The sequence below is a fragment of the Candidatus Zixiibacteriota bacterium genome (assembly GCA_018820315.1).
Classification (GTDB): Bacteria; Zixibacteria; MSB-5A5; order JAABVY01; family JAHJOQ01; genus JAHJOQ01.
Window position 1 is genome coordinate 1 of record JAHJOQ010000011.1, and the last position, 14,725, is coordinate 14,725.

12 protein-coding genes are annotated in these 14,725 nt (G+C 51.4%); 6 read left to right on the forward strand and 6 right to left on the reverse strand.

Going from position 1 to position 14,725, the window contains the following annotated elements; genetic code table 11:
• Positions 1-438 (forward strand): hypothetical protein (locus KKH67_00955; protein ID MBU1317741.1); only part of this gene is annotated, 438 nt, incomplete at its 5' end.
• Between the two features lie 303 nt (positions 439-741).
• Here the strand turns inward: KKH67_00955 and KKH67_00960 are convergent.
• Positions 742-4,059: a PAS domain S-box protein gene (locus KKH67_00960; GenBank protein ID MBU1317742.1), complete on the reverse strand. Its 3,318-nt coding sequence runs from the start codon at positions 4,057-4,059 to the stop codon at positions 742-744.
• 301 nt (positions 4,060-4,360) lie between these two features.
• Here KKH67_00960 and KKH67_00965 point away from each other — a divergent pair, with 301 nt between their 5' ends.
• The 5 genes from KKH67_00965 (at position 4,361) to KKH67_00985 (ending at position 9,672) form a co-directional block, all read left to right on the forward strand.
• Positions 4,361-5,755 carry a sodium:solute symporter family protein gene (locus KKH67_00965; GenBank protein MBU1317743.1) on the forward strand — a complete coding sequence of 465 codons (1,395 nt, stop codon included), beginning with the start codon at positions 4,361-4,363 and terminating at the stop codon, positions 5,753-5,755.
• Positions 5,756-5,792: 37 nt separating this feature from the next.
• Positions 5,793-6,176 carry a cupin domain-containing protein gene (locus KKH67_00970; GenBank protein ID MBU1317744.1) on the forward strand — a complete coding sequence of 128 codons (384 nt, stop codon included), beginning with the start codon at positions 5,793-5,795 and terminating at the stop codon, positions 6,174-6,176.
• 122 nt (positions 6,177-6,298) lie between these two features.
• Positions 6,299-8,053, forward strand: coding sequence for a metallophosphoesterase (locus tag KKH67_00975; GenBank protein MBU1317745.1), 1,755 nt, complete (start codon positions 6,299-6,301; stop codon positions 8,051-8,053).
• Between the two features lie 229 nt (positions 8,054-8,282).
• The gene (locus KKH67_00980; GenBank protein ID MBU1317746.1) at positions 8,283-9,173 is read left to right on the forward strand and encodes a DMT family transporter; all 891 of its coding nucleotides are present in this window, start codon (positions 8,283-8,285) and stop codon (positions 9,171-9,173) included.
• A gap of 64 nt (positions 9,174-9,237) precedes the next feature.
• A complete protein-coding gene (locus KKH67_00985) occupies positions 9,238-9,672 on the forward strand; it encodes a CoA-binding protein (protein ID MBU1317747.1) in 435 nt (144 codons plus the stop codon).
• 218 nt (positions 9,673-9,890) lie between these two features.
• Here KKH67_00985 and KKH67_00990 read toward each other — a convergent pair whose 3' ends face one another.
• The 5 genes from KKH67_00990 to KKH67_01010 all read right to left on the reverse strand — a co-directional run bounded on the left by KKH67_00990 (position 9,891) and on the right by KKH67_01010 (position 14,621).
• A complete protein-coding gene (locus KKH67_00990) occupies positions 9,891-11,561 on the reverse strand; it encodes an FAD-binding protein (protein MBU1317748.1) in 1,671 nt (556 codons plus the stop codon).
• Between the two features lie 31 nt (positions 11,562-11,592).
• The gene (locus KKH67_00995) at positions 11,593-12,348 is read right to left on the reverse strand and encodes a 4Fe-4S dicluster domain-containing protein (protein MBU1317749.1); all 756 of its coding nucleotides are present in this window, start codon (positions 12,346-12,348) and stop codon (positions 11,593-11,595) included.
• A 47-nt stretch (positions 12,349-12,395) separates the two neighbouring features.
• Complete coding sequence (locus KKH67_01000) at positions 12,396-13,280, reverse strand: CoB--CoM heterodisulfide reductase iron-sulfur subunit B family protein (GenBank protein MBU1317750.1); 885 nt, start codon at positions 13,278-13,280, stop codon at positions 12,396-12,398.
• A gap of 8 nt (positions 13,281-13,288) precedes the next feature.
• On the reverse strand, positions 13,289-13,696 hold the full coding sequence (locus tag KKH67_01005; GenBank protein MBU1317751.1) for a 4Fe-4S dicluster domain-containing protein: 408 nt from the start codon (positions 13,694-13,696) through the stop codon (positions 13,289-13,291).
• 511 nt (positions 13,697-14,207) lie between these two features.
• Complete coding sequence (locus tag KKH67_01010; protein ID MBU1317752.1) at positions 14,208-14,621, reverse strand: hypothetical protein; 414 nt, start codon at positions 14,619-14,621, stop codon at positions 14,208-14,210.
• Between the last annotated feature and the right edge of the window lie 104 nt (positions 14,622-14,725).

Below are 14,725 nucleotides of genomic sequence, written 5' to 3' on the forward strand. Positions count from 1 at the left end.
CGTTTCAGTCTATCACGCTCCTCCTTCGATAATCGAACGATGTACTTTTTCATCGACCACCTCCTTGTTTGCACAAATATAGCGCAAACAATTTCGGAAGTCAATGACATGCCCAATAATATCATGTTGACGGGACACTACGGTGACGGACGATATGCCGACGCTCGATTTGAAGACCCCATGCGTACCGGCTTCGTCGATCATGAGCGGCGCATACATTTCGTAAATCTCCCAGCGCAATGCAAGATCAGCATATTCACTCTTGATGGCGATTTGGTGCGCGAGTTGGATCATCCGGGGAGATTCAGCGACACCGATTCGAAGCTGACATGGAACGTGAGGTCGGTCAACAATGAGATAGTCACAAGTGGGATATATCTGTTTGTCGTGGAATCAGAATGGGGGAATCAGATTGGGAAGTTGGTTATCATTCTCTGACGGCCACAAAAGAGAGAGTCGGCGACTATTGCCACCGACTCTATACAGAGAAAGGGTTGGAGCTTCCTCTAATCAATGATCGTTCCGTTGTCAGTCCGTTGTCATTCGAGTTGTCAATCCGCTGTCGATCTGTTGAAAAACCCTGGTGTAAAGCCGTTGTCATGCCCCGGTGTCAACGTGCTGCGCGCCCCGAAGTCAATCCCTGTTGACATCCAAGATGTCAGACCGTTGTCTTAGTGGGGAATATCGGTGTTTTGCAGGAATTGGCAAGGCGGCAAAAATACGCACTGAGGACGTATGCTTTTATACGCCCTTGAAGCCCTTGAGAAAGGCCGAAAGATTTATGTTCTTGTTAGCCAATTTGAGCTTTTTTCTAACCTTTTCGCGGTGTTTCTTGACTGTTCCGAGCGAAATAAAGAGCGCATCTGCAATCTCCTGCGAGGTTGCGCCATTTCTGATAAGATTGCATATCTCGACCTCACGAGGAGATAATCGAGAATATAGGTAGAGTATCTCGTCAGACGTCGAGGCCAGATCCTGCAGGCTGTTCTTAAGCAGATCGAGGAAGCTCCGATTTACTGTGCCATCGCTATTGACCAGCCTGTTCATAGCCGGTGTGAGCACTTGATCCACAGTCTCGGCGATTTTCGCTCTGATCTGCTTTCGCTCGTCATCGATATGCTCCAGGACCTCTCGCAGCGCTATGTTCTTCTCTACGAGCGCCTTACGTTCGACACTCAATTGTTCGTATGCTGATCTCAGGGCCTCGTCGGCGCGTTGACGATCCGTAATGTCTTCTCCGGAGCTTAGCGTCGCCACGATTCTCCCTTTATCATTGACAAGCAGAGCATTGTGCCAAGCGATCAGTCTCTCCTCACCGAATCTGTTCAGTATTGGATTCTCATAATATTCTGCTGGTTCGATGTGTCCCGCCATGAGTTCTTCGAATGTCGCCTTAGTCTCCGTCCTGCTGCTTTCGGGGACGAAGTTATTGAACCAGTTTCTGTTCAGGATATCGCGCTCTTCGAAGCCGAGAATCTCGCATCCCTTTCTATTGATTAGTGTAACCTCACCCCTATTGTTCAGCACCACAAATATTGCTCCAGCGATATCGAGATAGTTTTGCGCCCTGTCTCGCTCCTTCTGAACCTCCAGCTCCGCGCGTTTGCGTTCGGCGATTTCTGCTTTCAGCTGGGCCAGGTGCTCTGCATTTGACATCGCCAGCCCGATGGATCTCCCGATAGAGAGCAGGGTCTCACGTTCACGCTGGTCGAGAGGGTGTTCTTCTCTGAAGATAAGAACCATTGCTCCCTTAACTTCGTCCTGATGCGAGATTGGCACAGAAACTATGGTCACAAAGCCCTGGTCTGCGAGATGCTTCTGAACTCCGGTATATACGCGATTATCTTCGGTCAACTCTGGGGACACCATGATATCATTTTGCAGGACCGCCTTCCCTGTAAGGCTGCTTTCGATTGGCATGGTCTCCGCTGCTTTGACGGTTGCATCGGTAAATCCACGTGCATGCAGCAGCTCCAGTCGGTTAGCCTCCCTGTTGACAGAGAACATGCCGACAGATGGTGACTGACTATAGCGCATCATGGCCTCCACGGCGGCCTTGACGACATCATCAAAATCGAGGGAACGGTGCAGAGATCCGGAGACATCGATCATTGACACGAGCGCCATGTTTCGAGCTTCCAGTTCCGCCTGTGACTTTTTCAGCGCGTCTTCAGCCTTCTTTCGGTCTGTTATATCTGAGAAAGTCGAATAGACCTGAAACGGCTTGTCATCGCCCGGCTTGAATTGAGGCACTGCATTGACGCTTATCCATACCCAGTCTTCTATTCTGGGATTGAATATACCCATCACGACCTTATGCACTTCCTTTCCAGTACTCAGCGCCACTGTCGAAGGATAAGCATCGCGGGTGAATTCCGAACCATCCTCATGAATGGCTCTCCAGCCGGAGTCATGCGATGTCCTGCCGCTCATTTCGTCGAAAGACAGTCCCAGAATCCTCTCAGCCGTAGGATTGACTGATGTGATTCTGCCATCAGCATCCTGATAGACAACACCCTGAGCCATAGTCTCATACAGTGTGCGATATCTCTCCTCACTCTCCCGTAGCGCAACGATTGCGCGTTCTCGCGTCGTGATATCTCTGATTGCCGTAATTCTTGCCTTTGCTCCACCATATTGGACTATCTTGCCGCACGCCTCTACCGGGAATGTCGTTCCGTCTTTGCGCTTACAAACCGATTCATATGGAGAATCATAATCTGCCTCTATCTTTGCTGAGACGTCTTCCCTTTGCTCAGGTGCAAAGAGATCAATCACATTCATCCCGATCAGCTCTGTCATTTGGTAGCCGAAAAGCTCGGCGAACCGCTCACTTGCCTCAGCGACTTTGCTCGCTGTGCTGATCGCGTATCCGCCAAATGCAACCTCTGTCAACTTTCGATATCTCTGCTCGCTGTCTTCAAGAGCCTTATGAGCCTGCTTTCGTTCGGTGATGTCCCGAATGATCGCCAGCACTTCATTCTCCCCGGTAGCGTTCATCCTGCACTCGAAATTTCTCAGTTCGCCAGATATCAGCAATTCATATTCACATGTCTGCATCACGTTTGTTCTCAGAGCATTCTCAATAGCGTGCAAACTGACAGTGGCAACTTCAGGGGGCATGACATCCTGAACATTCTTGCCCAGGAACGCGCGCTCTTCCACGTACAAGTCCTCTGTCGGTGCGATGTAATCCAGAAATGTACCGTCCGAAGAGAACTGGAACATCAAGTCCGGATAAGTCCTGAGGATGGCACGTGTCCGCGCCTCGCTCTCCCGCAGGTCTTTCTCGACCTTCTTGCTGTCAGTTATGTTGCGAAGCGTGCCGATCATTCCGATGACTTCACCCGAATCGTCGCGGAGCAGAGAATTGTGCATCGCAGTTGGGAATTCGGTTCCGTCACGTTTGACATGCCATATCTCGCCTGTGAATTCTCCGGTGTCTGCAATCTGCTTGTTTGCAGCATTCACGGCAGCCATCTGCCCCGGCGTGTGGAAGACTGAAACGTGCCTTCCGAGAAGCTCATCCGGCTTGTAGCCGTGCATTTCCGCAAAAGCGTTGTTTATGAATTGCAGATGACCTTCCATATCGATCACCGCTATCCCTTCGGTACTCTGCGTGGCAATGGACGAGAGTATCTGCGACTGCCTGTCGGCGCTCCGCCTGCTCTCGGATGGCTTCAGGAGAAGCGCGGCCTGCCTTCCCGTTTGATTTGTCAGTGGCACAATCGTAATATCGGCGCTAAATACATCCTCTCCTGCAGCGCTGAATGGGATATCTCTGAAGTGAAGCTGTGTCTTGCTGGAAGTCCAGCTCATCAGTTCGTCTGCACGTGAGAAATCCTGTGAGGAAAGAAGTGAGGTCAACGTTGCCGACTTCAGATCACTTTCTGATCGGCCGAGCATCGAACAGGCAGACTTGTTCACATGAATAACCGAGGCTGAAGCGCCATCGACGACAATGATACCGTCAGACAAGACATCACAGATCAATCGAAGTTCTGGCGCTACCTCGTGAATCCCATCCGCTGGATTTCCTGATTGATCGCTGCTCTTCATAATCTCTCAATCAAAAGAGTAGTTTTCAGGTCTCCCCACTTTTTCGATCGTCTCGAGATTGAAAAGCCCAGGTGGCGGTTGCAGCTCTATGCCAGCATTCCCTTTCTCACAGACAGTATCACAAATTTGGACGGACTAGGCAAGACTTTTGTTGTGTTATTCTGAATTCTGTCTTTCGATCGAGATATAGTTCTTCTGTCTCTATTCTTACGCAATTCATATTGTCAGCGGTCACAACAGACGGGAGTTAATTGGATTACGTATTTGACAAACACATGCCGCACATATTATATGTGCCGTCATGGTCTATTTCTGGACAATCATCGCCTACCTGCTATTGCTGATCGCTGTGGGGGCTTACCGCAGCACTCGAGTCAAAACGCAGGATGACTTCATGGTGGCAGGCAGAAGGCTGTCGGCGCGGGTGCTGGTCGGAACCCTTCTGGCGACATGGATCGGGTCAGGCTCCATAATCGCAGGAGCCGGTCTCGCATACGATAAGGGCTTTTCCGCACTTTGGTTCGATGCCGGAGTCTGGATAGCTATCATCATCTTGTATCTGATTGCCGGAAGGGCGCGGAAACTCGCGCAGTACACCGTGCCTGACATTCTGGAGATTCGATACAATAAATATGCCAGGGTGCTGGGAACGATTGTTACGGTAGTGGCTTACACGGCTATTGTAAGCTACCAATTCCGCGCGGGTGGGATGGTACTGAATTTGATAACCGGCATCTCTGTCGATTATGGGATAATTATCACCGCTGCTTTTGTGATAGGTTACACGGTCCTTGCAGGGATGATCTCGGTGGCCTATACCGACGTTGTCAACGGCATTATCATGATAATCGGTCTCTTTCTTGCCTTGCCTTTTCTGATTAATGATGCTGGCGGTCTCAGCGAAATTGTGAAGAGATTGCCCGAGACTCACCTCGATCTTCTCGGCGATATGTCACTTCTGGAGGCGCTCGGGTACACGCTCCCCACTATGCTGCTCTTGCTCGGGGAATCCGGTATGTATCAGAGATTCTTCTCAGCGAAGGATGAGCAGACGGCGAAAAAATCGGTAGTCGGCTGGTTAATCGGCACGATTATTATCGAGACTTTGATAGTTGTCGTAGCAATTGTTGGCAGGTCGATCTTCAGCGATATCGACGGAGAGAAAGTCATTCTATATTCGGTGAGAGATGCACTGCCTGTCGCCATCGGCTGTCTCTGTCTTGCAGCAATTGTGGCGATCATAGTATCCACGGCAGATTCGTTCCTGCTGGTGCCCTCGACGAATTTGATGCGTGATATCTATCAGCGATTCATCAATCCTGGTGCCTCGCAGAAGCGAATTCTGCTCTATTCGCGGATTGTGGTTGTCATTCTCGGTATCTTTGCATTTGTGCAGGTGAGGTTTTTTGAAAAAGTACTCGAAATGGCAATATATGCTTACACCATGTACGGAGTCGGTATTACACCGGCGGTTATGGCGGCGTTCTTCTGGAAGAGGGCTACTGCTGCGGCGGGTGTCAGCTCGATAGCCGCCGGAATGACGGTCACCATCCTGTGGGAAGCCCTGAGTCAACCGTGGGGTTTGCCCACCGTCTATCCAGCGCTCGGACTGTCGCTGTTTTGCCTTATCTTCGTGAGCTTTGTGACCCCGAAACCTGACAGGGCGAAGGTGGAGCCCTTTTTCGAAAGGTGTTAACTGTGAGAGAGCTCCAGTGACCAAGGAGTAAATTGAGATGTCCAATGAAACCAATCACTATTTCATCAGTCCGGAAGAAATTCGATATATCGAGTTGATGCCCGGGGTAAAGTCAAGAATCCTGACCGGCTTGCTCGGCGAGAAGATGATGATGGTACTGACCACTGTCGAACCGGGCGAGACTGTGCCGTCGCACGCACATCCGCATGAGCAAATCGGGATGGTCTATTCCGGCAAGGCGTCATTTCGAGTCGGAAACGAGGAACGGGAGGTTTCGAGAAACGATTTTTTCTCGATCCCTGCCAATGTCGATCACGAAGCAACCTGCATTAGCGCCGAACCGTTTGTCGCTCTCGACATCTTTTGTCCGGTGCGAGAGGATATGGCTGAAAAGGCGAGAAAACTGGAATTGCCGAGGTAATCGACTTGTTGACAGCGAGAATGTTGCGCCGTTAGGAATCCCTTCCTGACGGCAGGATGGTTCGGGCAGGAAAGGATTCCTGTCCGCGCGATGAGGGGAATTTCTTGGAGGAGGAGCAATCCATGTGTTATCAGATTTCGTTTCGTGAAACTGCGTCAGCGCTGCTTGTGATTGTTGCGCTCGCATATTCTGGCTTTGCTGCGGTCGGTGACTGTGCGGTAAATTTCGCGGTTATTGGCGATCGTACCGGCGATCACATTGAAGGTATCTATGGTCAAATAATCGAACAGGTCGAAAAGCTTCATCCTGATTTCGCAATCACCGTTGGCGATCAGATCGAGGGATATGTTGAGGATGCCGCTATACTGGATACAGAGTGGGCCGAATACGATTCTATCGTTGCCGCGTTGAGTGTTCCGCTCTTTATCACGCCCGGAAACCACGACATTACGAACAGTTTTATGGGGGAGTACTACCAGGCTCACAGAGGCGAACCGTATTATTCAGTCGACCAGAACGGAATCCATCTGATCGTACTCGACAACAGCCGCTACAATACGACAACTGATTTCTCATCGGAGCAGCTCGATTGGCTGGCGGATGATCTCGAGAAGAATCGGGATGCCGAGTATACATTTGCGTTTATGCACAAGCCGTTCTGGTTTGATACCGTAGCAGATGGCAATCCCGATACGCTTCACAGCCTGTTTGTGAAATTCGGTGTGGACGGTGTCTTCTCGGGTCATTTTCATAGCTATTTCAATGGCACATTTGACGGCATCAATTACACCAGTGTGGGAAGTTCCGGTGGCGATGCGGATCCGGCGCCGACCGGCATGCATTTCCATTTCGTTTCTGTGACAATCGACGACAGCGGATTCTCGATCAATCCGATCACTCTCGATGGTGCGGTGCACCCGTGGGATGAGGTCACCGTATACGATGTCAAATTCGGCAATCAGATAAGATACCGGGGGGTCGAGATAGTGCGTCCTCTCGAAATAGGACAAGATCTGAATCTTGAAACGCAGACACTTGAAGTGTCGGTGACAAACCTAAACGAGGGACTCGAGATTTCCGATACGATTCGATGGGATTTGCCGGAGGGTTGGTCTGTCGAGCCGCAGATGCTGCCGTTCACCGTGCCGGTAGGGGATAAGCTGACTGCAGAATTCAAATTCTCGGTCGAAGGCGAATTGTATCCATTGCCCTCTTTCTCATTGACCTATCCCTTTGGTTCGAATAAGGTGTACACTGTCAAGAAGTATGCAAGAGCTGTTAGATCTGCAGAGTGCCTCCCCGCTACAGAAGCCCCGGTGATCGATGGCATTGTCAATGACGCGGCATGGGGCAGCCCGGTCAGCCGATTGTTTTCACCAGACGGTGGGATCGCTATCACAGATCCAGTCAATTTCTATTTCGCATACGACACCGACAATATCTACCTTGCAGCATATTGCTCCGAGCCGTTTGTTGATTCGATGAAGTCCGGGACCACCGAACGTGATGGCATGCTCTTCGGAGATGACTGCGTCGGATATTTCATTCAGCCGGATATCGACGAGGGTAAGGCATATATGATATATGTCAATGCAATTGGCACGGTATTCGACCAGGAGCTTGTCGTCGGTTACGATGGTTTCACGGACTACGATCCGAAATGGGATGGCTCTTATGAAGTCGTGGCCGGCAGGGGAGGGGATCATTGGAGTGTAGAAATCGCTATCCCGCTTGCGCAGTGGGGAGCGAAGGCAGAATCGGGTCAGAAATGGGGAATCAATTTCCGTCGCAAACAACCGAGATTTGGATCTGCAGCCGATTGGCAAACTCCGATAGATTACGCTCCCGATTCATATGGGAATCTGATAATGAAATAGCCGCACGACAGTTGGGCTGTTAGGCAAGTCCGTTGTGAGTTGTAGTCGTCATCGCGAGGAGCGAAGCGACGTGGCGATCTCCGACACTGCGCTGTCAGGAATCCCTTCCTGACAGCTTGATAATACGGGCAGGAAAGGATTCCTGCCTGCGCAAAACAGCTTCACACCGCGCTGTCGGGAATCCTTTGCTGACAGCCGAGTAATACGAGGGTGCATTGGGGCCGCAGCTATGAGCGACAGCAAAAACATTCGGAATATATCCTCGCACATCGGCTTGATCTATGCTGCGGCGATATGGGGATCAACGTTTATCATCGTCAAGGCGAGTCTCGACAATATCGATCCGGTCATACTTGTCGGATACCGCTTCACTTTCGCCGCGCTGGTGCTTGCCGGATTTCTGATCTATGAGCGAAAGCCGCTGTTCGCCCAGATCGGCAGAGGATGTGTGCTTGGGTTTTTCCTGTGGATGCTCTATGTTCCGCAGACCATTGGACTCGGATACACGACAGCCTCGAATTCGGCGTTCATCACCGGACTCTTCGTGGCATTTGTGCCGTTGTTCTCGCTACTGCTGTTTAAGAAGAAACCTGCAATCCGGGATTATCTTGCCGTTACCATTTCTCTAGCCGGGCTGTGGTTTCTGACCGGCGGGTTGGTCAATGCGAATCTTGGCGATATGCTGACTCTGATTACGGCGATGACATACGGGCTGCACATTCTGCTTGTCGACAAGTACGCGAAGTTCGGGTTTGACCCGTACTTGATGGCATTTCAGCAGTTTCTGTTTGTAGGTGTCGCAAGCTTGATCGCGGGTGTCGTGTTTCAGCTTCCGTTTGGTATCGGTACGACCGAAACCGCGATTGCAGTCTTGTTTCTTGCACTGCTGCCAACACTCTCGGCGTTTGTGATTCAGATGGTCGCGCAGAAGATTGTGCCGCCGGTGCGAGTGTCGCTGATATTCGCGCTGGAGCCGGTGTTTGCGGCGCTGTTCGCGTGGACTGTCGGCGGCGAGGAGTTCTCTACATATCGCGCAATCGGTGGTTTGCTGATAGTCGCCGCAATGATCGTCTCAGCCATCCCATACCGGAGGTTTGTGCTGAGACGAGCGTGTATGTGAGAGATGCGAATTGCATTGCGACAGCAGGGTGCAACAATTATCCTATTCCCAGGAGGTGATCGCAGTGGATAGCAGAGCAGAAAACATCACAGCTTCCAAACACATCGCTGTTGTCGGTGTGTCGAATCGCAAATTCGGCGGGGCAATATACAAAGAGCTGAAGAAACGCGGCTATAATGTCTACGCGGTGCATCCCACAATGGAGTCTTTCAACGGCGACCCATGCTACGACAGCCTGAAATCAGTGCCGGCTGATGTCGAGGCAGCAGTGGTGGCCGTATCGCCCGCCAGTGCAGAGAAGGTTGTCGATGACGCGCTGGGGCGCGGCATTAAGAGGCTCTGGTTTCAGCGGGGGTCGGATTTTACGAGAGTAGTAGAAAAGGCGGAGGCGGCCGGCATACAAACCATCAGCAGGAAGTGCATTCTGATGTACACGCAGCCGGTAACCGGTATCCACGCATTCCATCGCTTCCTCGCACGGGTTTTCGGTTCAGTCTGAGCCGAAGCAAGGGCAGGATTGCCCCAAGCCTGCCCTACGCTCTTATTCAATGCGTCAGGATCTCCTCACTGCCGTTCGGACCTGCTCTTCGCTTCGCTCGATCATGCAGGGATCCTGACCTACAAGATGCTCGAACAGGCAACGGTCATGAGGTACAGACAGCAACGCCGCCGCGGAAATCGCGGCGGCGTTTTAGTACGCTCGAATTAAAGGGAAACTTATCGGAGCGTGCCAACATAGCGTGTGGTAAGTTGCTTCTCGCGTGTGCGCGGATCGGTGTAGTCCGGAAGGATCATTGGGGCTACACGGCCATCCGCAACGCCGGCGTCATCAACTTCTTTATTGTATTTGACCGCATGCTCAATAGTGAGCTTGCCATCCTTGAAGGTCTCTTTTATGTAATTCGCGGCGCTCTTGCCGGCAATCCGACCGAACACCATGATATCCAGCAGCGAATTGCCCATCAGGCGGTTCTCGCCGTGGATGCCTCCGCCTACCTCGCCAGCGACAAACAGACCTGGAAGCTGCGTGGAACCATCACTCTTGAATTCGAGTCCGCCATTCTGATAATGCAATGTCGGGTAAATCAGCATCGGCTCTTTCGCGATGTCGATCCCGAAACGGTCATACAGAATGTGCTTGCCGGGGAATTCGCGCTCGACTGTGCCCTCGCCCGCTAGCATCTCGATCATTGGTGAGTCAAGCCAGACACCGAGCTTGCCCGTCGGTGTCGGAACGCCTTTGCCTTTCACAACACACTCTTTGATGATCGAAGCAGCCTCGACATCGCGCGGCTCGCGCTCGTTCACAAACTGCTGGCCGTCGATGTTAACGAGATTTGCACCCGATCCGCGAAATTTCTCGGTGATCAGGATGCCTTCGGCCTGCTCCGGAAACACGACACCGGTCGGGTGATACTGGACCGTATGCAGAAAACAGATTGGAACTCCGGCACGATACGCCATGACGATACCATCACCCGTAGCACCGTAGTGGTTGGTGGTCATGAAACCCTGGATGTGCAGCCGACCGCTTCCGCCGGTTGCCATCACAACCGCTTTGGCCTTGACTACGAGATATTCCTCGGTCTCAAGATTGTAGAGAACAGCTCCTGCGCACTGACCATGCTCGTTGAGTAACAACTCGACTGCGGGCGAGAATTCCATCAGCGTAATTTCGCCGGGAGAGTTTCGCGCTTCGTCGCGGACCGTACGCATCATCTCGGCACCGGTAATGTCAGCGGCGTAATGCATTCTCTTGCGACATGTACCACCGCCATGAATCGTTTTCAGAGTGCCGTCATCAAACTTGGAAAAATTACATCCAAGACTCTCGAGCCACTTGATCACGCCCGGGGCTTCGGTGACAAGCGTTTCGACAAGCTCCGGAGTATTCCCGAAATGCCCCCCTCCCATAACATCGAGATAGTGATAGTATGGTGAATCCTTGTGGCCTTTGGTCGCCGCCTGAATTCCACCCTCGGCCATCATAGTGTTGGCGTCACCGTGGCGCAGCTTGGTTGCGATTATGACTTTCGCGCCGTTGGCCTGAGCGAGCAGAGCCGCGGATGTTCCCGCGCCGCCACCACCGATCACCAGCACGTCAGTCTCATAGTCGATCTTCGACAGATTGATAGCTACGGGATCGACACGGGATTTGGCTTCAAGAAGATCGGCCATTTCGTGGGCAATGTGATAGCCTTTGCTCGGGCCGACTTTTACCTCGCGACGTCCTTCTTCTTTGACGTCGGGGTGATACCGGAGCATCTCCTTGCGTTCATCAAGTGACAGGAATGGAACTTCCTCGTTCTTTTTCTTGCGCTCGACTCTTTCCGCACGGGTGCTCTCTACTACTTTGATCAGTTTCTTCAATTCTTCTGGGTATGGCATCTATGACCTCAACTTCGAATCTGTTCTCGATCTACAGGTTAGCCGCTTCTTTGGGAGTCCAGTCTTCACCAGCGGTGGCCGGCTCCATCTCACGTTCCTGATATGTACTCTTCAAGGCCGCCTCATCCATTGCCTTGAGCTTATCGAGACCCTCTTTGAATCGACCTGCCTCGATATTCGCGACCATAGTCTTGAGATGCTCCGCCGGAATTGTCAGATATCTGCCGTTGAGCCGCCTCGCCAACTGTGCGATATGATACTGCGGCATCTCCGCGAAGCATCTGCTGGCACACAGCCCGCACTGAATGCAGTCGAATGATATCTCGGCGGCTTTCTTGATATCGCCGCGCTTGAGTGCTGAGATATAATCGAGTACCTGCACATCCATCGGGCAGACCTTGGTGCAGGCGTTGCAGGCTACACACCTCATAAGTTCGGGATAGAGTACGAAGATTTCTTCCGGCTTACCTTCAAGAGACTCGAAATCGTATACCGCACGATTTGCCGGATAGAAGGGTATCTGCGTGAGGTACATCTCCGGCTCGACTACTGTCTGGCATGCGAGTCCGGTATAGATTTTGTAATCCCCCGGTTTACGGTATACAGTCGAGCATGCGCCGCAGACGCCGCCGCGACATCCGCATCCTCGAATGTACTTGTAACCGGAGTATTCGATCGCCTTCATTATTGTCAGCGTCGCAGGCACATCATATCTCTTGCCCATAACGTATATGGGGATCAACTGTGCCGCGACTTCCGCTGTCACTTCTTCAGTTTTAGTGCTCATGTTGACCTCGTCCAATTTCTATAGACAAATTGTTGTTTTCATTGTACTCAGGCAGTCGCAATCAGATTTCTATTCTTCAGAAGCTCGACTGTACTGCTACGATTAAGTTCGAAATGGCAGACATCCGCAGGCAGCCCGAGTGCCACCGCAAGAAGCTGTGTGAAATAGAGAACGGGAACATCAGTTGCACCTTCGTATTTCTGCAGCATCGCGTCCTGCCTGCGCCCGAGATTGTAATCGCACAATGGACAGGTCAGCACGAGTGCATCTGCACCTCGCGAAACCGCATCGCTTAGAATATCGAATGACACTTTGAGCGCAGCATCCGGATTGACGAGAACCTGGTAGGAACCGCAGCAAACCGTCGATGACGGAAATTCGATTACTTCCGCCCCGAGAGCATCCATGAACTCGCCGAATATGGTCGGACTATCCGGGTGATCGATCGCCACGTCTTCAGGACGAAGAAGTGTGCAGCCATAGTAGGGTGCTACTTTCAGTCCATTCAGCGGGGACTTAATTTTCTCTTTGAGCTTATCCCATCCGATCTCATCGCGCAGGAAATCGAGGAAGTGAACGACCTTGAGATCACCGAAGTAATCCGGCTCTTCATCCATGAAATCGTTAATGGTGTTCCGTTTTGCTTCGTCGGCTTTCATCAACTCATTGGCGCGGGCGAGAGTGTTGTAACACATCGAGCAGAGAGTAACGACTGTGTCGCTGTCGAGCTCTTTAGCTCTGACAAGATCTCTGACTGGCGCGACCATGTGTATCAAATCATCATCTGCCAGCGAAAAAACTGCACCGCAGCAATTCCATCGAGGAAGCTCCTCCCAATCGATTCCGAGAGCATCAAACACCGCAAGTGCCGACTTTTCGAGGTTTTTAGCTTTCGTCTTCAGCGTGCAGCCCGGATAATAACTTACCTTCATATCCTACCTCACGATGTCATCTTGCGAAAACCGGAAACCAATGCAATCTGCGGGAGATCCACGATCTCTTCAGGTTGCAGGTTTGACGGCTCTATGTGGTTGACGTTCTGGCGCAGCTTCATCTGGCGCAGCATTTCCATGATCCTTGTGATATCCACACCTCTCGGGCAGCGAACCATGCAGGTGTGGCACGATGCGCAGACCCACGGTGTGTTGATTTCCTGGAGAGCTTCGACATTTCCGAGCTGCAGCAGCGCCATCACCTTCCGTGGGAAAGCATCGAGATGCTCTGTCATCGGACAGGAACCAGTGCACGTGCCGCACTGGTAACACTTCATGAATTCCTGACCGCTGATCTCTCTCGCCTTTTCTCGAAACTTGTCGTCTGATGTCCGGCGTGATATGATAAGTGGCATTAGAACCTCATATATAGAAACAGTTAGACCTATCGACTCCAGACGTGTTACCGAAGAGTATCCGCGCAGCAGAATTCTCACCGGCGACGCAATTCGCTATCCGGCACACTGGGAAACCTCGTGAAACCTTTCACAAGGAATGTCGGATAAATACACTTCTCAATATATATAAAAGATATTGAAATTCAACCCTTTTGTGAATTTTCTCACTTAATTTGCAGGATGAGCCTGGGTAGTATGAGGCTCTGTCAGGCAGGTCGGGCATAATCGAGTTCAAGATAGATCTAATCTATTTTATACTAAAAAGATGGACATGCTGTTCATGCGAAGACGCGGCTCAGGATGCTATTGGATGCGGAGTCGCCAACCGCAGAATAGACTGATCCTGAGAAGTATACTATTACTTCTGGAAAAAGGGGCACTCCCGAATGCATGATTGATCTTCATAGAGCTTTAGCGATGCGCCTTGAAAGGTATAATCATGTCAACCACACCAGGGATGCATCCGTCTCTATCGAGAAATCGCTACAAAGACCCCAATGCTGCCCCCGATTAAAACCAGGATGCCGAGAACCACGGCTAATAAGGTTGCATTCACTGAACTGACCTGAGTTCTGTATGGATCAATGTCGAGATGGCGGTCGCCGGCTCGTTTTTCGATTCGTCTCTTGAATCTAATCCGGGTGTCATCGAATTTCTCCACCAGCTCCCACCCCGCCTTAGACTCTTCCTGACAGAGCTTCTGCACTGCCTCAGCAGTCTTGAACTTGCGTGTACAAGCCCGGACAATCTTGAACTCCCAGCCTTTAAGATCGTTACCATTGTATGATGTCATCTCTTCTTCCTCTTTTCTCCGCTGTTCTGCTGCCGCCGCTGCAATTGCAGCAGCCACGGCCCCGGAGGATGCAGCTACCGCACCCGACATACTGCCTCCATTTCTGTCTGTTTCGAACAATATACATCTAATTAGCCCCTAAATTCAATCAAAATGAGATCGTCTGCATCGGAGCTACTGCATATCGATCAGTG

Bases quoted from the DNA above. Each gene is read 5' to 3' on its own strand.
- KKH67_00960 (MBU1317742.1), bottom strand. From the start codon at position 4,059: ATGAAGAGCAGCGATCAATCAGGAAATCCAGCGGATGGGATTCACGAG.
- KKH67_00965 (MBU1317743.1), top strand. From the start codon at position 4,361: ATGGTCTATTTCTGGACAATCATCGCCTACCTGCTATTGCTGATCGCT.
- KKH67_00970 (MBU1317744.1), top strand. From the start codon at position 5,793: ATGTCCAATGAAACCAATCACTATTTCATCAGTCCGGAAGAAATTCGA.
- KKH67_00975 (MBU1317745.1), top strand. From the start codon at position 6,299: ATGTGTTATCAGATTTCGTTTCGTGAAACTGCGTCAGCGCTGCTTGTG.
- KKH67_00980 (MBU1317746.1), top strand. From the start codon at position 8,283: ATGAGCGACAGCAAAAACATTCGGAATATATCCTCGCACATCGGCTTG.
- KKH67_00990 (MBU1317748.1), bottom strand. From the start codon at position 11,561: ATGCCATACCCAGAAGAATTGAAGAAACTGATCAAAGTAGTAGAGAGC.
- KKH67_00995 (MBU1317749.1), bottom strand. From the start codon at position 12,348: ATGAGCACTAAAACTGAAGAAGTGACAGCGGAAGTCGCGGCACAGTTG.
- KKH67_01000 (MBU1317750.1), bottom strand. From the start codon at position 13,280: ATGAAGGTAAGTTATTATCCGGGCTGCACGCTGAAGACGAAAGCTAAA.
- KKH67_01005 (MBU1317751.1), bottom strand. From the start codon at position 13,696: ATGCCACTTATCATATCACGCCGGACATCAGACGACAAGTTTCGAGAA.
- KKH67_01010 (MBU1317752.1), bottom strand. From the start codon at position 14,621: ATGTCGGGTGCGGTAGCTGCATCCTCCGGGGCCGTGGCTGCTGCAATT.